This is a genomic window from Olivibacter sp. SDN3 (genome assembly GCF_014334135.1).
Classification (GTDB): Bacteria; Bacteroidota; Bacteroidia; order Sphingobacteriales; family Sphingobacteriaceae; genus Olivibacter.
Window position 1 is genome coordinate 2,453,378 of record NZ_CP060497.1, and the last position, 25,347, is coordinate 2,478,724.

General features: G+C 43.8%; 19 protein-coding genes. 10 read left to right on the forward strand and 9 right to left on the reverse strand.

The window, feature by feature from the left end; translation table 11 throughout:
- Positions 1 to 256: 256 nt before the first annotated feature.
- The gene (locus tag H8S90_RS10130; RefSeq protein WP_187342424.1) at positions 257 to 1,231 is read right to left on the reverse strand and encodes a hypothetical protein; all 975 of its coding nucleotides are present in this window, start codon (positions 1,229 to 1,231) and stop codon (positions 257 to 259) included.
- 400 nt (positions 1,232 to 1,631) lie between these two features.
- Between H8S90_RS10130 and H8S90_RS26195 the strand changes: the two genes are divergently transcribed.
- From H8S90_RS26195 to H8S90_RS10160, 7 genes are all read left to right on the forward strand, one after another.
- Positions 1,632 to 1,766, forward strand: coding sequence for a hypothetical protein (locus tag H8S90_RS26195; protein WP_255501891.1), 135 nt, complete (start codon positions 1,632 to 1,634; stop codon positions 1,764 to 1,766).
- 125 nt (positions 1,767 to 1,891) lie between these two features.
- On the forward strand, positions 1,892 to 3,565 hold the full coding sequence (locus H8S90_RS10135) for a tetratricopeptide repeat-containing sensor histidine kinase (RefSeq protein WP_187342425.1): 1,674 nt from the start codon (positions 1,892 to 1,894) through the stop codon (positions 3,563 to 3,565).
- A 12-nt stretch (positions 3,566 to 3,577) separates the two neighbouring features.
- The gene (locus tag H8S90_RS10140; protein ID WP_187342426.1) at positions 3,578 to 4,243 is read left to right on the forward strand and encodes a response regulator; all 666 of its coding nucleotides are present in this window, start codon (positions 3,578 to 3,580) and stop codon (positions 4,241 to 4,243) included.
- A gap of 102 nt (positions 4,244 to 4,345) precedes the next feature.
- Positions 4,346 to 4,552 carry a hypothetical protein gene (locus H8S90_RS10145; RefSeq protein WP_187342427.1) on the forward strand — a complete coding sequence of 69 codons (207 nt, stop codon included), beginning with the start codon at positions 4,346 to 4,348 and terminating at the stop codon, positions 4,550 to 4,552.
- A complete protein-coding gene (locus tag H8S90_RS26200; RefSeq protein WP_255501892.1) occupies positions 4,537 to 4,899 on the forward strand; it encodes a hypothetical protein in 363 nt (120 codons plus the stop codon). Before H8S90_RS10145 ends, H8S90_RS26200 begins: the two co-directional genes overlap by 16 nt.
- Positions 4,881 to 5,417, forward strand: a complete 537-nt coding sequence (locus tag H8S90_RS10155) for a thermonuclease family protein (RefSeq protein WP_187342428.1) — start codon at positions 4,881 to 4,883, stop codon at positions 5,415 to 5,417. Before H8S90_RS26200 ends, H8S90_RS10155 begins: the two co-directional genes overlap by 19 nt.
- 170 nt (positions 5,418 to 5,587) lie before the next feature.
- A complete protein-coding gene (locus H8S90_RS10160; RefSeq protein ID WP_187342429.1) occupies positions 5,588 to 6,229 on the forward strand; it encodes a DNA alkylation repair protein in 642 nt (213 codons plus the stop codon).
- A gap of 85 nt (positions 6,230 to 6,314) precedes the next feature.
- Here H8S90_RS10160 and H8S90_RS10165 read toward each other — a convergent pair whose 3' ends face one another.
- The 8 genes from H8S90_RS10165 to H8S90_RS10200 all read right to left on the reverse strand — a co-directional run bounded on the left by H8S90_RS10165 (position 6,315) and on the right by H8S90_RS10200 (position 19,622).
- Entirely contained in the window at positions 6,315 to 7,232 is a 918-nt protein-coding gene (locus H8S90_RS10165) for an AraC family transcriptional regulator (RefSeq protein ID WP_187342430.1), read from the reverse strand.
- 64 nt (positions 7,233 to 7,296) lie between these two features.
- Positions 7,297 to 8,055, reverse strand: a complete 759-nt coding sequence (locus H8S90_RS10170) for an SDR family NAD(P)-dependent oxidoreductase (protein WP_187342431.1) — start codon at positions 8,053 to 8,055, stop codon at positions 7,297 to 7,299.
- 428 nt (positions 8,056 to 8,483) lie between these two features.
- Positions 8,484 to 10,607 carry an alpha-amylase family protein gene (locus H8S90_RS10175; protein WP_187342432.1) on the reverse strand — a complete coding sequence of 708 codons (2,124 nt, stop codon included), beginning with the start codon at positions 10,605 to 10,607 and terminating at the stop codon, positions 8,484 to 8,486.
- A gap of 10 nt (positions 10,608 to 10,617) precedes the next feature.
- Positions 10,618 to 12,816 (reverse strand): hypothetical protein, encoded by a 2,199-nt coding sequence (locus H8S90_RS10180; protein ID WP_187342433.1) that lies wholly within the window; start codon positions 12,814 to 12,816, stop codon positions 10,618 to 10,620.
- Positions 12,817 to 12,823: 7 nt separating this feature from the next.
- Entirely contained in the window at positions 12,824 to 14,299 is a 1,476-nt protein-coding gene (locus H8S90_RS10185; protein ID WP_187342434.1) for a RagB/SusD family nutrient uptake outer membrane protein, read from the reverse strand.
- Positions 14,300 to 14,316: 17 nt separating this feature from the next.
- Positions 14,317 to 17,661: a TonB-dependent receptor gene (locus H8S90_RS10190; protein WP_222852279.1), complete on the reverse strand. Its 3,345-nt coding sequence runs from the start codon at positions 17,659 to 17,661 to the stop codon at positions 14,317 to 14,319.
- A 200-nt stretch (positions 17,662 to 17,861) separates the two neighbouring features.
- Positions 17,862 to 18,962 carry a FecR family protein gene (locus H8S90_RS10195; RefSeq protein ID WP_187342435.1) on the reverse strand — a complete coding sequence of 367 codons (1,101 nt, stop codon included), beginning with the start codon at positions 18,960 to 18,962 and terminating at the stop codon, positions 17,862 to 17,864.
- 75 nt (positions 18,963 to 19,037) lie between these two features.
- Positions 19,038 to 19,622 (reverse strand): RNA polymerase sigma factor, encoded by a 585-nt coding sequence (locus tag H8S90_RS10200; RefSeq protein WP_187342436.1) that lies wholly within the window; start codon positions 19,620 to 19,622, stop codon positions 19,038 to 19,040.
- 364 nt (positions 19,623 to 19,986) lie between these two features.
- Between H8S90_RS10200 and H8S90_RS10205 the strand changes: the two genes are divergently transcribed.
- From H8S90_RS10205 to H8S90_RS10215, 3 genes are all read left to right on the forward strand, one after another.
- Complete coding sequence (locus H8S90_RS10205; protein ID WP_187342437.1) at positions 19,987 to 20,577, forward strand: RNA polymerase sigma factor; 591 nt, start codon at positions 19,987 to 19,989, stop codon at positions 20,575 to 20,577.
- Between the two features lie 50 nt (positions 20,578 to 20,627).
- Positions 20,628 to 21,791: a FecR family protein gene (locus H8S90_RS10210; RefSeq protein ID WP_187342438.1), complete on the forward strand. Its 1,164-nt coding sequence runs from the start codon at positions 20,628 to 20,630 to the stop codon at positions 21,789 to 21,791.
- 199 nt (positions 21,792 to 21,990) lie between these two features.
- Positions 21,991 to 25,344 carry a TonB-dependent receptor gene (locus tag H8S90_RS10215; protein WP_187342439.1) on the forward strand — a complete coding sequence of 1,118 codons (3,354 nt, stop codon included), beginning with the start codon at positions 21,991 to 21,993 and terminating at the stop codon, positions 25,342 to 25,344.
- Positions 25,345 to 25,347: the final 3 nt, after the last annotated feature.

Sequence of the window (25,347 nt, forward strand, 5' to 3'; positions counted from 1 at the left end):
CTCAACGATACAGGCGAGATCCATTTTCTGTCGTATTTGAACATCTTACCGATACTACCGTCACGTCAAAAATAACACCAATTTTGATTTGCTGTCAGAAAGATTCGCATTTGGCTGCCTGATGTTTTTCGGGAGCGAATGAAAGTAAATAGGTTATTTTTGTTTGGGAAACTGATAGTTCTTAAGTTCGTGAAATGTAAACCAGCATTTTTAAATACGTAAACTTTGGTACTCGTTTTACTGGATATGCATCATGTTAATTTTTTACATATTTATCTAGAATGTATATGGTCACGGGCTTCAGTTTTTTGTCTGTGTAAACGGGATGAAAGCCGTCAGCCGTATAAAATTCAATACTATCTGCATTTATCTTCACATACCAAACTTTATCCAAGGCATTTTTGGTTAGGGTGTCCCGTTGAGTGATTTTTTTTTGATTTTCTACCAAAGATGTATCCAGCGCAATAACAGTCGCGTCCTGAACCTTCTCTTTGCAGGAAATAGGCTGATAATGATCATCTGCCCAAAACATACATCCCGGAACGCTATTTCTAGAGAATAGGTAGGTTACACCAGCTATTACTATTGCCCCAATAAAATATAACGCCAATCGTCCAATGCCCTTCCCTTTAGTGCTGGTTTCCAACTGCTCGGTGTTTTTTTCTCCTTTGTCAATAATTGGTGTATCGGCTTTTTCGATGCTTGTCCCCTCCGTTGGTTTTTCATCTACCGTTACAACTTCTTTACCTTTTGCCTCCTCATCATGTTCATCCTCAGCAGCAAGAGTTTTTGAAATATCCGTCTCTTGAGTTTCATCAGTAATCGAATCTAAGTTAAACTTTACGCTACCATTCCCCTTTCTCCAATATTCGTATGGCCTTGGCTCGAAACCTATTAGCCAAGCTAGTAGCTTAATGTTATCGTCTGAGGTACCATTTGTTTCGCCTTTTAAAAAATTCACTAAGGGTTTGAACCTAGTCAATTCAAATTTATTGATACTTTTTTCGTGTGAGTCAAACTTATTCTCTGGATTGAAAAAATCCCTGAGCATTTGATCATCCTTTTGTAAGTACCTATCTCTAAGGGCAAGCAGACTTTGGCTTCTCAACTTACTGGGGGTAGGGCTTTCCAGATCACTGGGAAGTTCACCTTTGCTTTGCTTTTTTCGATAAGCATTTATTACCTCCCTTTTATAGTCGCCGAATATTCCCTTTTTATAATCTTCAAACATTTTTCAATAAGCTTTTTAAGTAGAACGCATGTAGATTTTGGGTGTTCCTAAACCGTATTTCACCGGAATTTCCGGAATCCGTTCGGAATTTCTGGAATGCCGACAGAATCATTGGAATTATCGGAATTACCTGATGGTTAGGTGTTTGAGTGCTGTATGTTTGCATCAGAAATCGGTTCAAGCTTCTATTCGGTAAATCGGATCAAATGTACAAAACAGATTTCACAATGAGATGAAAATGTGGTGGTTAATAGCCGGTTTGGGAAGCAGTTACTAGCTCCCGCATTCGATTCTCCCACTTCCCAAAAATTTCAGAAGGCCTTCTGATACGCAATTGTAGCAATCCTCACGAATGGTTCGCGGGGACCTACCGAGTATTTCATTCTAAAATTTTTGAATCATGTGGAAAATAATGATTGCCATTATGCTGGGATTGGCATGCCCACCAAAGAAGCACAACACCAATAAAAATAAAAACAGTGCAACGGTTATGACCGGTGGTGAAGGCGGGCACGTCCTACCTACAAGACCATAGCAGAAAAAAAATAGGGCAGTTTGACTGCCCTATTTTTTTGTTTCCGTTACACAAAACGACCCCTGTTATTTTATGTTCGTGAATGCAAAGCATTTTATATAAGTTTGAGTAAATATTTTTCAGCCTTGAAACGACTATTACTCTTTATAATTCTAATATTTACCATTTTTGCGTGTAAGCAAGCGCCAAATACGGATGTTCCGAGAGAGGATGTCAATTATGACAAGGCGGTGTCTTTTTTCAATAAAGATAATGACTCTGCTTTTTATTATTTCAGCACGATGGCTACAGCTTCCGAGGACAGCTTGGACATCGCGATAGCTTACACCTACATGGCAGTAATACAAAATAGTGCGGGAGATTATTTTGGAAGTATTGAAAGTTCGTTAACCGCGCTAACCTATTTAGATGAGAACAAGGCTGCGCATGTTGACTGTTTTAGTTCCAATTACAATGAATTGGGGTTAAACAATCTTCATTTAGAAAATTACGAAGTCGCTTTGAGATATTATGATTTAGCACTCAAGTATGCTGACAAAGACGCCTCGCGGCTAATCATGTTAAATAATCAGGCTTTAGCTTACCAAAAGATCGAAGAGTTTGATAAAGCCCTCCATATTTATAGTCAGATTGTTTCCGATAATACCGCAAATCAAAAGGAATATGCAAGGGTACTATCCAATATAGCAAAAACTAAATGGCTTCAAAATCCACGTTATCACGCAGTGCCAGACTTTTTAAAAGCACTAAGTATCCGGGAAAAGGAAAATGATCTTTGGGGCCAGAATGCCAGCTATGCTCATTTGGCCGATTATTATGCCAACAGCAAGCCCGATTCAGGTCTTCTCTATGCGCACAGCATGTATGGTATAGCCAAGAAGTTGAACAGTCCGGATGATCAGATCGAAGCCCTGCAGAAACTGATCAGGTTGAGTCCATCCGAATCCACCAAACATTTTTTTGAAATTTACCAGCAGTTGAATGACAGTGTTCAACTGGCCCGTAGTGCGGCTAAAAATCAGTTTGCGCTCATCCGGTACGAAACGGAAAAACACAAAGCAGATAACCTAGAGTTACAGCAGGACAACACCAGAAAGAGATACCAAATTATCAAACAGCGTATAGTACTTTTCAGTACACTTCTTATAGTGCTTGTGGGCTCCATTATAAGCCTGGTCTGGTATAAAAAACGTAAGCAGCACTTAGCTTTAGCAGCTGAAAACACTATCCGGGAAAATCGATTGAAAACGTCGAAAAAGGTGCATGATGTTGTTGCAAATGGCTTGTACAGAGTAATGTCAGAGATTGAGAACCAACCTGCTATTGATAGAGAGGGAGTCTTAGGACGTTTGGAGCAGATGTATGAAAAATCTCGTGATATTTCATATGAAGCTGAATCGCTGCCCAACAAACAGCAGAACTTCAATGAGAAGATAGCCAATCTACTCCGGTCTTTTGCTACGGAAAGTACAAAAATCATTATTGCGGGAAATGAAGCCAGTTTATGGCAGAAGATAAACGAGCAAACAAAATACGAGCTAGAGCATATCCTTCAGGAGTTTATGGTCAATATGCGCAAGCATAGCAGGGCCACTAACGTATTGGTCAGGTTTGAACAGCAAGCTAACGATATACATGTTTACTACACAGACAATGGAGTAGGTATGCCAGCAGGTTTGCTTTATCGTAACGGGCTTACGAATACGGGAAACCGTATTAAAAGTCTTCACGGTGAAATTATCTTTGACACCAAAGTTGAAAGAGGATTGAAAATTCATTTTTCGTTCCCCATTTCGTAAATTGATAAAAGGATGTTCAAAAAAGTATTAATAGCAGAAGATCACCAAAGCGCAAATATTTCGGTACAGAAAACCCTGGAAGACTTTGGCATATCAAAAGCCAACTACGTATTCTACTGCGATGATGCGTTGACCTGGATACGCAATGCGTATAAAAAAGAAGAAGCCTATGATTTACTCATTACCGATCTTTTTTTCGAAGAAGATCATCACAAGTCAAAACTAGCGGGTGGTGCCCAGCTTATCAAAGTTGTCAAAAATGAGCAACCGAACCTCAAAATAATCGTGTTTTCTGCTGAAAGCAGACCTGCTGCTGTTGATACACTTTTTAAAGAGCTCTCGATCGATGGTTACGTACGTAAAGCGAGAAATGATGCTCAGGCACTGAAGGAAGCAATCCATGCCGTCTACAAGGGTGGTAAATATATTTCGCCAGATCTGAGACAGAAGATCAAGCAGCAGAATTCCTATGAATTTTCATCCTTCGATATCACCATCATCTCTTTACTCGCTCAAGGGATGTTACAGAAAGATATTCCGCTTTATTTACAACAGCACAATATTAAACCGGCAGGTTTAAGTAGTATTGAAAAGCGTCTTAATCTCATGAAGGAAGTACTCGAATTCTCCAAGAACGAACAGCTCGTCGCCTACTGTAAAGACATGGGGATTATATAAACCTGTTTAATTTTCAGAAAAGATCATCGCGTTACGGTTTCCCGTAAGACAAGAGCTTGGTAGCTAGGTATTTTTGAATAAGAAAATCGAAAAAAGATATTTATGAGAAAGTACTATGTAAACACCAAGGCACAAGCTAATGGCGATCATGAGGTCCATCGTGCAGACTGCATATTCCTGCCAACACTTAGTAACAGAAGATACTTGGGAGAGTTCAATTCCTGTAGAGAAGCCGTTGCAGAAGCGAAAAAGATATATGCCAGCGCAGATGGTTGTAAAATATGTTCGTATGCATGCCATACCAAGTAAATGAAGCACAACAGACACATCACCTAAACCACCAGATTGTAGCAGACTGCTTCCGGCTTATACCTGTTTCATCAAAACCGGGGCAGTCGCTACGTTTGGTCTTTGTAAAAGAAATGAAAATACTCTTCTTTGTCCTGTTTCTTCTATTCAATAGTGTCTGCACAAATAAAAAGGTAAGTGTTAGCGAGACAAAGGAAACAGTTTATCTTTGCGGCAGCGGTAGAGGAAAAAAATATCATCTAAGCGCAAGCTGTAGAGGTCTAAGTAATTGCCATTATAAGACTATTAAAACAACGCTGGCGAAAGCTAAGAAAGAAGGCAAAACACTATGTGGTTGGGAAAATTAATCTTATTGCTCTTATGTTTAAATAGCTATCCAATCTTTGGGCAAAATAAAGCTGTTTTTGCTTTAGCCCAAAGGTTAAAAGATCAGCACTTTACAGCCAAGGTAATCCGCGTTATTGATGGCGATACGATGGAAGTACTTTACGAGGGTAATCCAATCAAAGTACGTCTGGCGCATATAGATTGCCCTGAGAAAAGAGCCTCACAGCCTTTTGGCAACGCTGCTAAAGAAGCATTGTCGGCATTATGTTTCGGCCAGGAAGTAGAGGTCTACAGTGATAGCTACGATCGTTATGGCCGGCTGATCGCTGTTGTACGGAATAATAAAAACCAAAATATCAATCAGGAAATGCTCAGACTGGGCATGGCTTGGCATTTTAAAAGATACTCCAGCGATTCCATCTATGCACAAATAGAGTCAGAGGCAAGGCAGCAAAAGATAGGTCTTTGGAAGGATCCTAACCCGATACCGCCCTGGGATTGGCGGAAGCCGAAAAAGAAAACTGCCAAATCAATCTAGGTGTTAATTTAACGGCAGAAAATGAGAATATTTCATCAGCCGACCCTACACAACGGGCAATTATTGGTATAATTGCAAAAGAGCCTATCAATGTACAGACAACAGCAAAATAAGCGGACGAATATTTAAGTTCAGAATTATTTATTAGTCTCCAAACATAAAAGATTGATATGAAACTATCGTCACAAGCAGAAAACATCTTGGCTCAAATCAATACTGAAACTAAGCTGGGAGACTTGCGGAAGATCGCTAAGGGCATCAAAAAGGATCACGAACTGGCTATGGAATTATGGTCAACCAAAAGTTTTTTATCCAGACAATTGGCCATCTTGATTATGGATAGTCAGCTTCTTTCCCAAGATTTGATTAACAAGCTTGATAAGGACATGCAGACGCATCCATTGAATGAGAGAAATCAGCTTACGGATTGGCTCATGGCCAATCAGCTGACTAAGGGCAGAAAAACAATTACATTGATTCAATCCTGGGAAGATAGTCCTTCTACACTTCAGAGACGGATATTCTGGTATTATCAAGGTCGCTTACGTTGGATGGGGCAAACTCCTCCTCCAAACAATGAAGAGTTATTATCTAAAATTGAAAGCCAAATTGAAAAAGAAGAACCAGAAGTTCAATGGGCAATGAATTTCGCAGCGGGCTGGATTGGAGTTTATGACAAAAAGTGTCGGAATCGTTGCATTGCACTTGGAGAAAAAACAGGTCTTTACAAAGGCAAGGTGGTATCAAAGGGTTGTACTCCAGAATATTTACCCGAGTTCATTACGATTGAAAGTAACAAGCGAAATTTATAGTCTTGCTAACAGGAAAAGAATGTGACGCATATCTTAAAAATCTTGCGTGGACTGACACTGAAACCGAGCATTGGTATATCCTATGCTAATTAAATCCCGCCCGATATTCCAACGGACTTTGGTTTGTTTTTTGCCTAAATAATTTACTGAAGGATTGCGAATGCTCAAATCCGAGTGCGTAAGCAATTTCTGAGACGGAATGACTCGTCGTAGAAAGCTTTTCTTTCGCTTTCTCTATAAGCTTCTCGTGAATATATTGCTTGGCACTTTTGCCCATGAGCGCGCGTAACATGTCACTTAAATATCCTGCGGAAAGATTAAGTTTTTCAGCAAGAAAACGTACTGTAGGAATCCCAAGATTAAGAGATAGCTCGTTGTTAAAATAATCATCCAAAAGGGCTTCCGTTTTTTGAAGCAAATCTTTGTTCGCTGTTTTACGGGTAATGAATTGCCTTTTGTAAAATCGGTTGACATAACTCAGCAACAACTCTAATTGCGCAACGACAACTTCCTGACTGTATTCGTCGATTCTGCTGTTCAGTTCCTTTTCTAAAATCATATATACAGAAAGGATGGTTTGTTTTTCATCTTCTGATAAGTGAAGCCCCTCGTTTACCGAGTAAGAAAAGTAACTATATTGTTTAATTTTTTTTGCCAAAGGATAACCATGCAAGAAATCGGGATGTAGCAACAAAATATAATAGGTAGCATCACCATTGCTATCTGAAGTACCTACTAGTTGGTTTGGTGCCAGGAACAGCATACCGCCGTCGCCAAAATCATAATGATGTTGTCCGTATTTCAGTCTTCCCGTTCCATCCAGCAGAAAGGTGATTTTATAAAAGCTCAATACATCATAACCTGGCAAATTATAAGGATTCAACGGTTTGTCCCTAGCGAAATAAGTCAAGCTAATCAGCGGATGTTGTGGCTTTGGCAGCCCAAAGGCGGTATGTATATCAGGTATGGAACTGTAGCGAACCAATTTTCCATCTTTCTTCATGTATTAAATTTAAAAAAATAAAAATCTATAGTCGAAAAGCCGCCATAGATTTTTATTTTATGTATTACCAAGGAAAAACTTCCTGATTAGGTCCGGTGAACTGGCCGGTCACACCACTTTCATCAAGTGCAACTCTAATTGGCTCTTTTGATCCTTCCTCTACCGTTTCTGTTCCCTGGAAGTAATTAAGTGCAGTGGCTGTAAAGCCAGGGCTTACTGCATTTATTTTAATATTTGTATCCTCCAAATCTATGGCCAAAGCAACGGTAACGGCATTCATCGCTGCCTTTGAAGCGCCATAAACTACATCGTAATGTTTTCTATAAGGATTCTCAGGGTTCATGTTGGCGGTCAAAGAACCCAGTCCACTTGAAACATTGACGATACGAGGAGCTTCGGCATTTTTTAATAAAGGCAAAAATGCTTGTGTTACAGCGACTACTCCAAACACGTTGGTATCCCAAACGGTACGCATTTCGTCAATGTTCACTACGCTTGGCTTTTGAGCAGCAAGCATCTCTTCCATGCTTCTGTTTTGGTTCCCAGCATTGGAAATGCCAGCATTGTTAACCAATAAATCAAGTTTTCCAAATATCCGCTGAATTTCATCCACTGCTGCATTAATCGTGTTTGGCTTTGTAACGTCCAGTGCAATTGCGACTGCATTTTCTCCTATTTTTGACGCGGCATCATTTCCTTTCTCAATATTTCTTGCACCCACAAAAACGGTGTAATTATTTTCTCCCAATGCTTTTGCGATTTGATAGCCAACTCCGGTATTTGCACCTGTTACAAGCGCGATTTTCTTTTTTTCTGACGACATAATTTTACGTATTAAATGATAAAACAAAGTTAAATCTGAACCAGACCGGTCTTGTAGTGGAATTGCTTTTTTTTGTAGCCAAACTGAGGATGATTTAAATTATGCGTGAGGACGAAATTCCATTAAATCCCACCCGAAATTCCGATCGTTTTTGGTACTTTTTTAGTATATTGTTAACCGTTTAGTATTTCTTCTACGTTAGATTATGTTTCTACGTTAGATTATGTGCACTACAAGATCAATTGATGTATGGCTCTGTGCGGGTTCAGAAGCACATTATTAACCTCTATCGATCTCAAGCTATGTGGATGAATTTTACAGATAAACAAAAGCTTCAGATATTGGAGCAAGTTGCCAACTCCATGGAACTGCCCCTTTTTGCTTAACTGATCTACAGGAGAAGGAATCTCATAAAAGATCAATTAAGGCTATTTTTTATTTTTTATAACCACTGCTTCATAATCAACTATTTTTGGAATCGTGAAATGCAATTTGCCATCTTTCCAAGTGAAATCGATTTGCTGACTACTTTTCAATAAGTGTATTTCGCTTGGTTCATCCTTAAGCGAACATTCTATGACTATATTGGATAGGTCATATGGTTTAAAATAAGTGTTTCCATTGAAGCCTGTGAGATTAATAAGATGTAAGATATGTCCATTTTTCTGAAAGCCGGAGGAGGAATTGACAGCATTATTGTGGGCATATTGCTTAAACACTATTTCCAGCTTCTCTGGGGCATTCGTTTTTATGAGATCTTGTGCCTGAGGGTAGATTGCTGTTAGCGTATTTAAAAATAGTTGTTTATGTTGTTCATAACCTTTGAGGTAATAGAGACGCCCGATGGAAAGCGGCATGAGGGCGTGCTTAAGCTCATTGGTACCCGCAACTCCAAGCCCTTTATAGTCAGTGGGCTCATGACCACCTACAATTTCCGGCGGGCCTGGTCTGCCTTTGCTGAGGATCGGTAAATAAGTGGAAACAGCGGAATCAAAGGTATAGAGCCCCGCGGTGTAGTTTAGAAAAACCTGACGTTGCCCATCCATTTTTGTAAAAACTGTTGTATCGTCAATCATCAGATAATTTCCAGCGGCATCATAATCCGTTTCTACTACTGATGCTCCAAAACGCTCCTTTAAAAACGACCGGTGCTGTATAAACGAAGGGCCGGTTGCCAATATGCTCACCCCGCTTTCTGTTGCTGCCGATAAGGCTTTTAAATCTACACTATCGAAGGACGGGGTGCCCGGTACGATGATGGCTTCATATTGGCTAAGCCTATCCTCTTGTGCATTCAGGCGGCGCCGCTCCATCACATCGAAGGGAATATGGGCTTCCTTCAACATGAGCTGAATGCCTCTGTATTCCTCTCCAGCTTCACCATGTGCCCAGGCCGCTGGGGAAAGTACCAGTATTTTAGCGAGCGATTGATAATTACCATAATAACCTTCATTCTGCTGGTGAAAACGGTAAACATCACGGATGACTTGAAAGTTGCGTGGATCAGCACTATGATTAAATTCGCCCATCATGCTGACATCCAATCCCGAGCCATTGGCAATATTTTCGTATAGCCGGATGCGAACTTCTTCAGGCCCAACACTGTTAAAGCGCGATTGAAACGACACCTGCTGGATGGATGCATTGCTTACAATATGTTCGGGATAAGAACCCATGGCATTACTGACATTGTCAGATGCGGTATAAGGCCAGTAGGGTAAGCTGGTATTACTTTGGGATTCATGACGAATGATGTCAACATATTGATCTGAATAAGTGCAAATGGCTATTGCCGGATTTTTGGTTTTGATTAAGGTATGCAACTTCTCCGCCCATTTGTTTAGTGTCATTTGCTTAAATGCTTGGTACTTCCTAAAAACCGGGTCTTTGCCATCTTCTTTTTTGGGTAAATCCAATCCGCCACTGAAAGATTTGAAGCGTGCTTGGTCATGCGGATTGTGGTCTATACCATAATATTGTCCTTTATAGGCATTGGCGGTTTGGTAACCGGGCATGTTAAGGAAAATGCCATCAACCGGGTATCGTCCTATTATTTCGTTGATAATTTCAAACGACTTCTCCTGTACATAGGGCGCATTGATAGATACGACATAAATATCGTCGTTAAACATCCGCTGGCCGTCGGCAGATAAATAGCACCAGTCTGGGTACTGTTCGAAAACGGTTTTGTGCAGTCTGCTGAAGTCTACCCGCACAATGACACGTATGTCCCATTGGTGACACCGATCGATGATATCGGCCAACATATGATCGGCGGCATAGGGGTTGCGGTAATGATAGGGTAGGGAGGTGGGGTAAAAGGCCATAATGCCACCAGCATTGATAATCAATGTGTTGGCAGAGGCTGCCACCAGCTGTTCTACGAAAGCTTTCGGCTCAATGTTTTTCGCAGTAAAGTCTGGAAGATTAGTTTGAATGACCCGCAGATTATTGCGTTTCCACCAAGAGGGATCCTCCTCCTGGGCAAGAACAAGACAAGGAATGAAGGAGAAAAGTAGGCGCAGTGTGAAGAGATATGTTTTATTTATCATAATGAAGGCTTTATTGTTTTTTATTGTAGGTCAACGCTTTTACCCATTCTATATCATCCAAAACGTGTGGACGCATTAATTCCCATGAAAATGCCTGGAAATGGTGATCGTAATTTTCCGTACTGACATGGGGTACCGCTCGATAGCGGTGTTTGGTTAGCCGGATAACTTCATCCCAGTGCTGCTGACATTTATCGATGTACTGCAAGGCCTGCCGCTTTTCGCGACTATCACCGCTGATCTGGTAGCGATGAGCGGCTGTTGCCGCGCGTATCTTATCGGAGAGGTATAGCCCTAAGTAGCTCCAAACGGCTAAGTCCTGTACTTCAGACAATAGCGTTGAACCGGTTGGTTGTAAGTTTTTCTCAATTTTCCGTAACATGGCCAAACTTTCCCTACTGTCGCGTTCCGACTGGGCTGCTAGCTCGAGCGGGTTGGTTTTATCTTGTGCTACGGCTCCATCAAGTTCTTGCTGTACAAAGGTGCCGATAGAAAGCAGTGAAGTGTCTAAGGTGGGATGATGAATAAGATCCTGAATAGCTATGAATGGCGAATTCCTGTTAAAAGTACTGTCACTTGGATCGGCAGGTTCTGCCGCTATAAAGCCTTCACTATATAAGGTGTAATCCCAGGTAGAGCGGAAAAAGGAAGCCAAGCGTAGGGGCATTTTGCTAGCTAGCTGATAGGCTGTCCATAAAGGCAATGAAGCCGTGGCACCATAGCGTCTGTTCAGTTCTTCTATAAAATGTTTATCTGCGTAGTTGGGATCATACAGCAGACGGCCCCAGAGCTTATAGAATAACCATTGTTTTTCAAAGGCATAGTCCCAGCTTTGCTCGTTGAGCGCTATGGTAGCATAGTCGGCCGCCGGGATATATCCTTCAGATCCAATGAAATACCCATTGACACCAGGTGCCTTGTTGGCCAATAGATGTTTACGGATAAAGTCGGCCTGCCCCCAGCGGAGGATAAAAAAATCCTCATTTCTAACCATCCACTGAATGTCGTAATTTTCAGGTTGCGGATCCCAAAAGCGACGATCGACCTCTCCGGAATGATAGTCGTGCGTAATAGCAAGGTCGGGGGTAGAGTGGCCGTGCGACCAGTTAAACTTAATTTCTACCAAAGCTCGATCTTTAAGCTTTGCCTGATCTATAAGCTCCCGCATGGCGATGGGGTCGCCGGCGAGAACAGATCGGTGGAGAAACTTTATGGGCCGCGAAGCTTCCTGCATGGCGGCAACAAATGTTTTTGCAATCCAGTCTTCACGTTGCTGTGCGCTGAGTTTATCGGGGAAGTTCCCCATCCAGTCGGCTAAGGTAACGCCTATTCCCGTTAGGTCAGGATATTCATCAATTGTCTGTCGCACACTTTCCCGTGTGTAATCTATGACTTGCGTCGAAAGGTCGCTATACTCCTTCGCGCCATAGGCGGCAGCGAAGGAAGGTGACACAACAATATTCCAATTCACGATAAAGGTTTGTATGTCTCTCTCCTTCGCTAAAGCAAAAAGCGCTGTCCAGAAGCTCTTCCATTCCGCCAGCTCCCTATCGTTAAAAGGGCTAGCTGCCGGATAGGTAGCCGATCGGACCATGAAGGGAAAGGGGTGGTTGCTCCAGAGTGAAAGCACGTTGAGGCGGTTTTCCGCCATCATATCCAAGAGGCGCTCCCAAAACTTCAGATCCCGACAGGTTTCTTCATGAACACTGCTTGCTTTACTTCTTCGGTAGGGTGACCATGGCAGATTAAATTTAAGTATACGATAGTTGAGGTAGGGATTATTTACTTTAGCTACCATACCTTGAAGCTTTCGATGTTTGCGATAATGCTCAGCAACATCTTGCAGTCCGTACTGTGCGCCCAGCGGATCTTTAGCAAAAATAAAGAGCAATCTGCCATACTTGGCCCACTGTAAAGCATATCCCTCCTCCTGTATGCTACTTGGCGAAAAACCAGGGAATTCCGATGCCAGAGTTTGCATTTTCTCTTCCGATGTAATGACGGCAAGAGCATTGCCTGTTCCAAGCGTCTCGAGAGAGACAGCTTTGGACAGCGTGGCGCCTGTTTCCCTGACTTCCTGTTCAAATCGGTTCAAGGCCCATATCAGTTCATCGGGAGCGTCCGAAAAGATCTGTATTTGCGCCTTTACAAAAAACGGTAGACATATTAGTGACAGGTACAGGGTAAATAGATAAAAGCACTTCATCATAGGATCTTTAATTATAGCCTGGATTCTGCGGAAATATTGCCGGATTATTAATTACCTGTATTTGGCTGAGTGGAATTGGAAACAGTACCCGAAAGCTTTGCATGCCCAAAGGAGCTAAGACATCCAGCGCGCGGCCCGTTCGCAGTAAGTCGAACCAACGATGCCCCTCAAATGCCAATTCCATACGCCGCTCCAAATAGATTTTTTCCCGGATGTCATCCGGAGCGCTAAGGTCATAAGGGCTTAGGCCTGCCCGTGAGCGTACGGCGTTCAGTGGCGCCAACGCCTCACTCGTTTTCCCGTTTTCATTCAGTGCTTCGGCATACATCAGCAAGACATCAGCGTAACGGATAACTTTCCAGTTCGCCCGGCTGTCGTTTACAAGCTGTACCGGAGTAATATATTTTTTAGTATAGTTCTGTGAGGTAGCTTGAGGTAAGCGCTGAAAGCTCCCGCTGGCATCATAAAATCCACCAGATACACCAACGGTTATATCACGACGCTGATCTTCTTCTATAAAGAGTGCTCGTAATTGGTCGGTCGGTGAAAATGTCTCTGATAGCTCCCCTCCTCTGATATCATAAAAATCGGCCATTGCGGAGGAATTCGGCATAAAGCGATGGGTAAAAACGCTACCCTGGTTACCCAGACCTTCCTCGTATTCTATATCAAATATGTACTCACTGTGATGTTCATCAAGTCCATAATCATAAAGGTCTTCAAAGTGGGGTAACAGGGCGTAACCCATTGTGGTTACTTCCTGTAAAGTAAGCTCTGCATTCACAAAATCACCAGTTGTGAGGTATACGCGTCCAAGCATTGCCAGGGCTGCTCCGGAAGTGGCACGGCCGATATGTGTTCCGCTGTAACTGCGCGGCAAACGAGCGGCGGCATCAAGCAGATCGGGTATGATCAGTTCGTTATATACCTGCTGTACGTCGGTCCGTCCAATTGCGTAAGCATCGTGAGGCGCCAGGGTTTGTGTGATGAGGGGTACTCCTCCGAATATCCGCACCAGGTCAAAGTAAGCCATAGCGCGAAGGAATTTTGCTTCCCCTATATGTCGGTCTTTACTTTGCAGCAGGGACTCGTCCGCTTCCTCTATTTTCTCCAAAATGATATTGGCGCGGTTGATAACCACGTAATAATTGCTCCAGGTATCGTGTAACATCTCTACATTATCCGGCATAGTGAAGGCGTCAGCAAAATACCAGGCATCGTTTTTAACAACTTCCTGGGCCACATCCTCTCCCGGAACATCCGCAAAAATCCAGAAATTCTGGTACTGCTCCTGCATGGCGGTATAACAAGCATTAACAGCATCTTGAAAATGACTGTCGGTTTGATATAAAAGATCCGTGGTGGTGGTTGACTCGGGAGCCAGATCGATAAAGTTCTTGCTACAGGATACACTCAAGGTCAATAAAAAGAAAAGTAATCCTCGAAAGTATAATCGTTTACTGTTTTGATATATTGTATTCATCGGTTTAATAGCTTTGGTTAAAAACGGGCATTAATTCCTAAGATAAAACTCTTCGGTAGTGGATAGTTATTGTAATCAATCCCCGGGGTGAGTGCATCGATCCCAGTGCTTACGTCTGGATTGAATGAGGTGTTTTTTGTAAACAAGAATGGGTTATTTGCACTGAGATAAATCCGGAATGAACTCATTTTCATACTTTCTACCATAGCAGATGGAAGCATATAGCCTAGTGTTATGTTATTAATACGCAGGTAACTGCCAGAGTCAAGGTATCGGTCGCTTACGGTACGCACTCCCCCCGTAGGCGCATCGTTCGGACGCGGTGTCAGGCCATCTCCCGGATCGGCTTCCGAACGCCAGTAATTTAGTTGTGTGTCAAGCGTCTTACTCCTTGAGCGGGTGGTAAGGCGTATGTCGTTGGCCGTGCTGGTAATCTGATTGCCATAAGCGCCTTGTAAGCTGATACTGAGATTCCAGTTTTTATAAGAGAAGCGATTGGTCATGCCATAATAAAAATCAGGATAAGGGGAGCCGATGATGGTATAGTCGTAGCTGTTGATTACGCCATCAGGAACACCATTCGGGCCACTGACGTCCAGGAAACGCTGATCTCCCACCCGTGAGCGATCTGGTGCTCCAGGATTATAAATCGGGCCCGCATCAAGCTCTTGTTGATTAAGGAAAACACCATCTGTCTGTAAACCGTAAAACATGCCAATGGGCTGTCCTATCATCGTGATATGGCGGGCAGAGATAATGGGGTCGCCAGTTGGCCCTAAGCGTAAAACTTTATTGCGGTAGGTGGATAGGTTGAGATCAGTACTCCAAGTAAAGGCGGTTTTGATATTCTGCGTATTTAATACAAATTCGAAGCCGGTATTTTCCACTTCACCTATATTTTGTAAGGTGGTGTTAAACCCAGTGATGGCTGGAACGTTAACGTTTAGCAGTAGGTCAGTATTCCTCGAGTTGAAATAATCGAACGTCACCGAGATTCTGTTTTTCAATAGCGTAGCATCCACCCCCAGGTTTAATGAACGTTGTTTCTCCCAGGTTAAATTGGGGTTAGCTAAACGGTCAGGCGCATAGCCGCCTACCGGAGATCCGCCGAGATTATATCGGTAATACATGACCGTAGCAAAATGCTCGTAGTTGCCGATGTTGTTGTTGCCGGTCTGCCCATAACTTAGGCGCATTTTAAGGTCGTTTAATACCTCCACATTGCGTAGGAATCCTTCTTCAGAAAGCCGCCATGCGAATGCCGCAGAAGGGAAAAATCCATATTTGCTGTCGCTGCCGAAACGCGAAGATCCATCCGTTCTTACCGAGGCAGTCAGGTAATATTTGCTTTTATAGTTATAATTAAAACGGGATAGGTAAGAGACCAGCGACCAGTCGTTTCGGTTGGCACTACCATCGGTAAAAATGCCACTAACGGCACTTAAATAGGGAACTAAATTGTTTGGAAAATTGTTGCTTTCCAAAAAATTGTCTTTGATCGTTTCCTGCTGACTCGAGAATCCTACCAATGCTGTAAGGCTATGGTCACCAAATGTTTTACTATAATTAAGGGTCGTTTCTGTAATCCAATTTAAGGTCATAGCGGTATTGTCGGTTCCGTTTGGCGGACTATTTAAAAACGCAGGCAGCTGCGGAACAAATCGCATATCTTTCAAGCTGTTGTAAGTTGCACCGGCCATGAGATTCAATTTCCAGGAATCGCTAAAGGCGTAGGAAGCATTGATATTTCCTAAAAACCGAGCCATCTGCACCGAGTTTTTGATATCAGTGGCGAGTGCCAGTGGGTTAAAAAGGTTAGTGGAGGCATCTAAGTCGCGATAGATGAAATAGGAACCGTCATTATTTAATACGGGATAATAGTATTGGGCGGACGTTGCCTGCGAGACAATGCTTTGATTGGCTCCACCGCCCCAGCCACTTTCGGTTACTCTATTCTCATCAGTAAAGGCGCCGTTTAGGTTGAGTTGTATGTTAAGCTTATCGCTTAGTTTGGCATCCAGGTTACTTCTGAACGAATAGCGTCTAAAATCGCTATTAATAATAATACCTTCCTGATCCAGAAATTCGCCGCTAACGGCATATTTAACATTTTCGCTTCCACCGTTCGCCGAAAGCTGGTATTGTTGCTGTGGAGCGGTTTGCAAGACATAATCAAGGGCATCTATATTGGTCGTATTGGTGCCATTTAATACATCGAGAACGGTCTGTGGAACGGTAAAGCCCCATTGCGCGGGGTCTCCGGAAATAGCATTGTTGACGTCAATATTACGGTTGCGTATACCGTCGTAATAATATTGTGCCTGCTGTTGTACGTTCATAAAGCTCGGCGACTTAGAGATGGATTGTAAGCCATAATAGGCATCGAAGCCGAGCACAGGCTTACCTGTCTTCCCCCTTTTGGTATTGACGATGATTACACCGTTGGCCCCTCTGGAGCCGTATATGGCGGTAGCCGATGCATCTTTCAAGATATCCATACTTTCAATGTCATTGGGGTTCAGTGTCTGGATATTATCAATTGGAAACCCATCCACGACATAAAGGGGGGTGGAACCTGCTGAAATGCTTCCTACACCCCGAACCCGGATCTGAGGCTCGGCGCCCGGTGCTCCGGATACCGGCATCACCTGCACGCCTGGAATTTTACCCAGTAAGGCTTGATCTAATCGTGGCACGGCCAGATCCTGTATCTGGTTGGCACTTACGGAAGATACGGATCCCGTTAGATCTTTACGGGTAACGGTACCATAGCCTACAACAACGACCTCTTCCAATTCGGCATTTTCCTCATCCAATATGATTTGTAGGTTTTCTTTACCCTCAATTGGAACCTCCTGCGTAATGAAGCCCAAGTACGAAACCATAAGTACACCATTAGCCGGCACGCGGATGGAAAATTTGCCATCCGATTGTACGGAAGTGCTGGTGGACGGCGTGTTTTTCAGGGTGACAGAAGCACCGCTTAGCGGATTGCCATATGCATCGTGCACCGTGCCCGTTACCGTCTTCTCTTGCTGGGAAGGTGACTGCGTGATAGTTTTCGTATTCTTCCGGCTGATCAGCACGACGGCACCATCGATGGTATAGTTTACCGGCTGGTCGTTAAAACATGCATCTAGCACCTCCTGCAGCGGCTTGTTTTTTAAGTTAATACTTACTTTTTGCTGATCATCCAGCTCATCGGCCATATATAGAAATTCGATATTGGCCTGCGCTTTAAGCTGTTTTAGCACAGCTTTTATGGATATCTTTTTCTCCTGTATGCTCACGTGCTGTGCCAGCAGGTTACTGCCACTGACATGAATGAACGAAAGTAACAAAATCGAAAGGCAGAGCTTCATCTTTAAGCATCGTTTAAATGAGACACAGATATACAGGCTGCGTTTGAATGCAGTAGTTTTTTTATACATTTGTTTATAGGTTAAATTTCAATAATGAATAGGGTTATTGATAGCACCTGATATGCCAATTAATTGGTTAGCCAGGAGTGTTCGCATCACTTCTGGTTTTTTTTGCATATAAGCTATCGAAAATAAACGTATCAATGCATAACGTATACCCTCCCTTCTTTTTGCTCAAATCGGATATCGCTTACTTTTGTGAGAAAGTTGAGTACCTCTTCCAGGCTTCTGGATTTAGCAAAGGTGCCGTTAAATTTTCTGGACGAGGGGGGATCAACAAAGTTGATTTCCACATTATACCATCTCGCCAAACTGTTCATAACAGCAGTTATATCTTGGTTATCAAAAACGAAGTATCCATTCCGCCAGGCAATCTCGCTTTCAATGTCGATGTTAGTACAGGTTATATGTGACTCGCCCAAGCGGCTTACGGCCTGTTGACCGGGCTTAACAGATACGATTGATTCTTCGTGCAGCAGGTTGACACCTCCTTCTAGAAGCGCGACCGCTACCGTCGGTTCATCGGGGTAGGCTTTTAAATTGAATTTAGTGCCGGTAACTAGGATCAGGTCACCTTTCGATTGCACTTTAAAGGGCTTTTGTACATCTTTAGCCACTTCGAAGTAGGCTTCACCAAGCAGCGATACCTCTCGCGTTTTACCATCAAATGAGAGCGGGTAGGTGAGTGATGATTGGGCATTCATCCACACCTTGGTGCCATCAGATAAGGTAAGCTGGAAATTTCCACCCTTCGGAACATGAATGGTGCGTTTGTGTTCGCCTTTTAGGGCTTTTCGCGTATTTCTGTGTGCCTTGGTAACTTCAAGTGGATCATCGGTATCATTTAATCGTAAGGAAGTGCCGTCCTCTAAAACCAAGATGGCAGCGTTGCTCCCGGCAGTGACCGATTCGTTCGCATAGCTTGCTTCCGTATGTTTAAGTCCACGATCTGTTTCCAGAAAATACCACAGGCCTATGGTCAAAAATAAGAGCGCAGCTGCCGCTGCGGCGTATCGGTATATGGGGGTTAGGCGTTTTGGAGAAGAAGAAGCGTAGATTTGCTTATCTAAAACCTGCTTGATTCGGGCTTTCATCTGCAACATCTGCTGTTGGTCCTGCCATTCCCATTTGCTATGCTCCGCTTCATTGGCAAACCACTCGTGGAGAAGACGCTCCTCTTCAGGACTGGATGCCCCTTGACGATATTTTACTAAAAGGCGTTCAATTTCCGCTCGGTTCATATAGGCTTAATTTCCGCTGCTTTTATATAAAGATTAAAAAACAGCCAGTTGGTAGTAGAGAAAATAAAAAAAAGGTTAAATAAATAGGAGGAGCGTGCAAACCAGTATAGGGATTTTAGCCTTGATACAAGCCCTGATGATTCTTATCGCATAGCTAACCTGTTTTTTTACAGTCTTGTCTGAGATGCTTAAACGGTTAGCAATTTCCCGGTGGGAGAGGTCTTCCTCTCTGCTGAGCACAAAAACTTCGCGCATTTTGTTGGGAAGTTGCGCTATGGCTTTATCCACAATTTCTTTCAATTCCTTTCCAAACATCATTTTATCTGTTTCTGTCTGGTGCGTACCGGCCAAATAGCATTGTAGTCTTTCCACGAGTTTATTATTTTTAGATTTGGCTGCCAAGCGCTGTAAACTGGTATTTCTCGCCATAATAAAAAGGTAAGCATCCAGATCCTCGATGCGGTGAACCTTATCTCGTGATAGCCATAGGTTAAGGAAAATGTCCTGTATAATGTCTGCAGTCTCGTCCTCATCTTTAACCACCTTCATTACATAGGTAAACAGATTCTGCCAATGAAGCTCGTATAAAGCAGTAAACGCTGCCTCGCTACCATTCCTCATCGCAATCAATAATTGCTGCTGGTCTGTGGATACTTTCATAATCTCGCTTAGCCGTTCTATGTATAGATCAACTGGTTTTTGGCCTTAGATTTATTGTTAGATTGGTAAAGGTAACAAAAGTTGAGAGGCTTCAAAGTTTTTTTGTGTATGGTAAACATTTATTCCGGTCTATAACGCTACGTCAATCGTCAGTGGATCTTATATGTTGTGCGCTATTTTTCCTGTATAAGGGTACGATAGCGAATCACGTTTTTATATTATCCGCCGTTATAATTAATAGGTTCCAAAGCTAGGCAGGAAATAGGTCATTGCAGGCTAACGAATTTTAAAAAACATACCACATCACTTGAAAGTGCGGAATATTTATTAAACTTGAAAACGAGAATTACCCGTAATATAACCTATGCAGTCTAATTACCAACGATTTACTGATAAGGAACTGGTTACCCGTTTGCGAAAGGGCGATGAGGTGGCTTTTTCGGAAATTTACGAGCGGTACTGGGATAAATTGTTTGTAGTATCCATGAACCGGATGGGCGACCAACAAGACGCCGAAGAGTGTGTGCAAGATGTTTTCCATAAGCTATGGACAATGCGGGAGTCGTTCGGCATTGAAAACGAAAACCTGTCAGCATACCTCGGTGTGGCGGTTCGTAACCAAGTTTTCAACAGGCGTTTGAAGCGATATCGGGAACGCTTGCGGGCAACGAGCTATGAAATTCCTGACACCAGTTATCCCTCTCCTGAACTGGAGCTGATTGTTCGTGAGCTTCAGGAACGGATCGACCGGGCAATAAAAACCTTGCCCGACCAATGCCGGATTGTTTTCGAAATGAGCCGAAAGGATGGGAAGACGAACAAACAAATTGCAGAAGAATTGGATATTTCCGAGAATACAGTGAAGTATCACCTGAAAAAAGCCAATCGTAACATCCGGGGAAACCTGGATATCCTAGCCTGGATCATGATGTTTTATTGTTTTTTCCAAAAATGACCTACCCCCCCGCTTTGTTTTGGTGTCTATAAGAAAAAGCGGTAAAACCAATGAAGCAAGACCACAAAATCGATGAACTTATCGTCAAGTTATCGACAGGTACTATCACCAACCAGGAATTGGAAGAGTTGGTCCATTGGTACAATCATTTTGATGATACTGAAGTGGTCGTGCCTTCCGGCACTGGGGATGACGCCGACCAGTTGAAAACCCGTATGTACCAGCGTCTGTTGGAGCAGATAGGTATGCAATCCCATCCGAAGCGTTTTGGCGTTCGTCGCTTGTGGCCCTATGTCGCCGCTGCAGCTGTTATCCTGCTATTGATAGGCCTTCGAGTTTTCCGTGATGATTCCAATGTTGGTCATCCAATCGATGCCGCAAAGGTAGCGGATATCCAACCCGGCGGTAACCGTGCTACCCTTAGCCTATCCGATGGCCGTGTCATCGACTTGAGTGAAGCGCAAGAAGGAATTGTTATCGGGAATGAACTGAGGTATAGAGATGGTAGTGTAGTGTTCGGTGCTGGAGCAAGGAAGCTAGAAGGTCAGGATCCTGGCGCGTGCGCAGGAAGCCGCACCGCACACTATGCCATACTCCGTACGCCAAAGGGTGGCATTTACCAGATTACGCTGTCCGATGGGACGAAAGTTTGGCTTAACTCGGCCTCCACCCTTAAATATCCTGTCCATTTTCAGGGGGATGAGCGTGTAGTGGAGCTGGAAGGAGAAGCGTATTTCGACGTCAGACAACAGCCATTAGCTTTCAAAGTCCTTAGCCAGCACCAAACCATCGAAGTCATGGGCACGGAATTTAACGTATCGGCATATGCCGGCGATATCGACATCAAAACCACCTTGGTACGAGGCAAGGTCAAAGTAGCGTCGGGGAATGAATTCTCCGTATTACAGCCCGGCCAGCGGTCAATTATCGGAGCCGAAGGTACGCATATTCATGTGCAAAAGGTAGATGTCGGTCCATACACCGCTTGGAAGAACGGACAGTTCCATTTCCAGCGCACACCGTTGACAGAAATCATGAAGCAAATCTCGCGCTGGTACGATGTGGAGGTCGAATACCGGAATGAAATCCCGCAAGAAACATTCAGTGGGAAAATGAATCGGGACGTATCGTTAAAAGGCGTGTTGAATATATTTCAGGTATCAACAATCGATGTCCGTCTGGAAGACAAAAAATTAATCGTTAATGGTAAATAAACCGGTAAGCAATTGTCCAATTATTAACTTATAAAATGTTTAGAATGAGAAAAATGTCCAACCAATAACAATAAAAAAGGGAAGTGCGACCAACACTTCCCCCGATGTTTAGACTAACCAGTCTACAGCAAAGTGAAATAAACCGATTAGTAAACTACATTAATTAACAAACGTAATGATTAATTATGATTTTCCCCCAATGAGGGGGAAAAAGAACCCTATTTATGATATTATCCAAATCTTGCGGATCATGAAGTTGGTTGCTTTTATAATTTTGATTGTTTCCCTTCACCTGAGTGCCGAGACGCGTTCACAAACCATATCGTTGAATGTGAAAAATGCATCCATCGCTAAGGTATTTGAAAGCATAGAGGCACAGACGGATTTCACCGTCGTTTTCAATGATCGTTTCTTGGATCCCAATACCCGTGTCTCTATCCAGCTCAATAAAGTTGGTCTAACGCGTGCACTGGAAGCTGTATTAGCGCCTATTTCTTTGACATATAACATTTGGGAGAATACCATCGTGATTATTACTCCTCCTTTGAAGAAGGATAAGAAAAGCGAGTTTTCCTTATTGCAGGAACGAGTCATTCGTGGCCGCGTGACAGATGAAAACGGTGAACCGCTGGAAGGGGTTTCGGTAAAAGTCGGCGAAGGAACCCAAGTCGCCCCAACGAATGTACAAGGCCATTTTAGCTTGACCATACCGGGTAATGCCAAGACTTTAGTCTTTCACATGATCGGTTACGAAGAGTTAAGCGTCAGTCTGGGATCAGACAATGAAGTGAATGTAAGTCTGACGCTACAATCAAACCAATTGGAAGAAGTAGTGGTTGGTTATGGGAGCCAGCAGCGCCGGGACATTACCGGCTCCATATCGTCAATACCAGAATCGGATTTGAAAAACCTTGTCCTGACATCACCTGACCAAGCTTTGCAAGGACGTGCTGCCGGTGTCCAAATGACCCAATCTTCCTCCGCGCCCGGAGGCAATGCATCCGTCCGGATCCGGGGGGGCAATTCGCTAAGCGCCGGTAATGAGCCGCTTTACGTCATTGACGGTTTCCCAATATACAACGATAACAACCAATACTCCACCGGCGCGTTGAATAACGGGCAACCTGCAAATGTACTGGCCTCCATCAATCCGAGCGACATTGAATCGATGGAAATTTTAAAAGATGCGTCGGCCACGGCTATCTATGGCTCAAGGGGTGCGAACGGTGTTGTGATCATCACTACGAAGCGAGGTAAAGCGGGGAAGTCCGACGTCAATTTCGAATCCTATTATGGATTGCAAAGCATACGGCGCAAGATACCGCTGCTGGGAGCATCGGATTTCGCGGTCTTAGCGAATGAGCAAGCGATTCGCCTTAATCGTCCAGAACCCTATCCAGACCCCCAATCTTTTGGTGAAGGCACGGATTGGCAGAGCGAAGGGTTCCAGACAGCACCGGTGCAGAATTACCAATTAGCGTTTAATGGAGGCGATGAGCAAACGAGGTATGCGGTCTCCGGTAACTATTTTGGACAAGAAGGCATCGTCCGGGGCTCCGATCTCCAGCGGGGCTCCCTTAGGGTCAACCTCGATCGCAAAGTCAGCAAGAAACTGAATATTGGTACCAGCTTCAATGCGTCACGTACCACCAACCATCAGATAACGTCTGATACGGATCCTGCCAGCAACATTACGATTGGTTCGGTTACGGCACTTTTAACAACACCGCCAACAGAGCCCGTCTATGACCAAGAAGGAAACTACAATCGTTTTTTCAGCAACGACGGCAACTTTGTGGTTAATCCCATTGCGCGTTTAGATATGTTAACCAATAGTGTAAAAACCAATCGCATATTAGGTAATTTATTTGGGGAATATGAAATTGCTGAAGGCCTCACGGCCAGAGTAAGTTTAGGCGCTGACCAGATAAGCCTCAAGGAAGATTTTTATTACCCGGCATCCATACAGGATGAAGGGGTAGATGCGATTGCACGGCAAGGGTTTATCAATAGTTTTAGCTGGTTAAATGAAAATACGCTGACTTACCGGCGACGGTTTGATAAGCACGCTTTTACAGGTCTATTGGGGTTCACCCGGCAAGCATTTTCCAGGGAGTCCGCGCAAACAGGCGCCCAACGTTTCGTGAACGATATCCTTGAAAATCATTCACTGAACAGCGGAGCATTTCCCCTTCCTCCGTCGTCCGGAAAAGATGAGTGGGCACTCGAATCATACATTGCCCGGGTTAATTACGATTACGAAGGCCGGTTTCTTGCCACCCTTACGGGCCGTATCGATGGCTCATCTCGCTTTGGCGCCGATAATAAATACAGCTTTTTTCCATCCGGGTCTGTCGCATGGCGCTTGTCGCAGGAGCGATTTATGGCACCGGTGCGGTTTGTCGACGACCTTAAACTCCGGGTTAGTTACGGTGTAACGGGTAACCAGGAGATCCCTCAGTATCAAAGTCTGGCCGCACTGGGGAATAATAATTATCCGGTCGGCGGCGCGATCACCAGTGGCCTTGCGCCAAATCGTGTGGCCAACCCCAATCTACGGTGGGAATCCACTGCACAGTTTGATGTCGGACTCGACCTTGCCTTATTTGACGAACGTGTTCAGATAACCACTGATTTTTACCATAAGAAGACGGTCGATTTACTGCTTGATGTTGCCATCCCTGGGAGTTCGGGCTTCACTTCGGCATTACAGAACGCGGGCAGTATGCTTAACAAGGGCGTAGAGTTTAGCTTGAATACCGTAAATATAGACCGCGCATTACGGTGGGAGACATCCTTCAATATCACCTTTAACCGCAATAAGGTCTTGGATTTGGGTGGTGATTTTGAGCGGCCTGCCGGTCAGGCTAGTCCAGGAAGGCAAATTCCTTATTCGGGCATACTTCGGGTGGGCGAGCCGGTGGGCATATTCTATGGTTATCTCACAGACGGGCTTTTCCAAAGCCAGGAAGAGATCGATGCCTCTCCGCAACCCAATGTTGAACTGGGAGATCGCCGGTATAAGGACGTCAATCAGGATGGCGTGCTGGATGGGAATGACCGGGTTATTCTTGGCTACGCGCAACCCGACTTTTTCTACGGTTTTACCAACAATATTTCCTACGGCGGACTTGACCTTAGCGTATTCTTCCAAGGTGTGCAAGGCAACAGCATTTTGAATCTTAACCTCAATGCCGAAACGAACATTAATGTGCCCGATGCCCTGAACAGGTGGACACCCACCAATACAGACACCGACATTCCCCGATCAGCGCTCGGATCGCGTATTACCAACAAACAGGTAGAGGATGGTTCGTTTTTAAGGTTAAGGAATGTTACCTTGGGCTACAACTTACCCCAACGGATGATCTCACGCTATCTTCGTTCCCTTCGGATATATGTCAGTGGTCAGAACCTATTGACATTCACTTCCTATACGGGTTTCGATCCGGAGGTAAACGCATTTGGACAAGCTAATTTGAGCATTGGTGTTGATCGGGGAAGTTATCCAATGGCTAAGACCTTTATGTTCGGACTGAATATCGGTATTTAACAT

Coding starts and splice junctions, on each gene's coding strand:
- H8S90_RS10130 (WP_187342424.1), bottom strand. CDS start 1,231: ATGTTTGAAGATTATAAAAAGGGAATATTCGGCGACTATAAAAGGGAG.
- H8S90_RS26195 (WP_255501891.1), top strand. CDS start 1,632: ATGTGGAAAATAATGATTGCCATTATGCTGGGATTGGCATGCCCACCA.
- H8S90_RS10140 (WP_187342426.1), top strand. CDS start 3,578: ATGTTCAAAAAAGTATTAATAGCAGAAGATCACCAAAGCGCAAATATT.
- H8S90_RS10145 (WP_187342427.1), top strand. CDS start 4,346: ATGAGAAAGTACTATGTAAACACCAAGGCACAAGCTAATGGCGATCAT.
- H8S90_RS26200 (WP_255501892.1), top strand. CDS start 4,537: ATGCCATACCAAGTAAATGAAGCACAACAGACACATCACCTAAACCAC.
- H8S90_RS10155 (WP_187342428.1), top strand. CDS start 4,881: ATGTGGTTGGGAAAATTAATCTTATTGCTCTTATGTTTAAATAGCTAT.
- H8S90_RS10160 (WP_187342429.1), top strand. CDS start 5,588: ATGAAACTATCGTCACAAGCAGAAAACATCTTGGCTCAAATCAATACT.
- H8S90_RS10165 (WP_187342430.1), bottom strand. CDS start 7,232: ATGAAGAAAGATGGAAAATTGGTTCGCTACAGTTCCATACCTGATATA.
- H8S90_RS10170 (WP_187342431.1), bottom strand. CDS start 8,055: ATGTCGTCAGAAAAAAAGAAAATCGCGCTTGTAACAGGTGCAAATACC.
- H8S90_RS10175 (WP_187342432.1), bottom strand. CDS start 10,607: ATGATAAATAAAACATATCTCTTCACACTGCGCCTACTTTTCTCCTTC.
- H8S90_RS10180 (WP_187342433.1), bottom strand. CDS start 12,816: ATGATGAAGTGCTTTTATCTATTTACCCTGTACCTGTCACTAATATGT.
- H8S90_RS10185 (WP_187342434.1), bottom strand. CDS start 14,299: ATGAATACAATATATCAAAACAGTAAACGATTATACTTTCGAGGATTA.
- H8S90_RS10190 (WP_222852279.1), bottom strand. CDS start 17,661: ATGAAGCTCTGCCTTTCGATTTTGTTACTTTCGTTCATTCATGTCAGT.
- H8S90_RS10195 (WP_187342435.1), bottom strand. CDS start 18,962: ATGAACCGAGCGGAAATTGAACGCCTTTTAGTAAAATATCGTCAAGGG.
- H8S90_RS10200 (WP_187342436.1), bottom strand. CDS start 19,622: ATGAAAGTATCCACAGACCAGCAGCAATTATTGATTGCGATGAGGAAT.
- H8S90_RS10205 (WP_187342437.1), top strand. CDS start 19,987: ATGCAGTCTAATTACCAACGATTTACTGATAAGGAACTGGTTACCCGT.
- H8S90_RS10210 (WP_187342438.1), top strand. CDS start 20,628: ATGAAGCAAGACCACAAAATCGATGAACTTATCGTCAAGTTATCGACA.
- H8S90_RS10215 (WP_187342439.1), top strand. CDS start 21,991: ATGAGGGGGAAAAAGAACCCTATTTATGATATTATCCAAATCTTGCGG.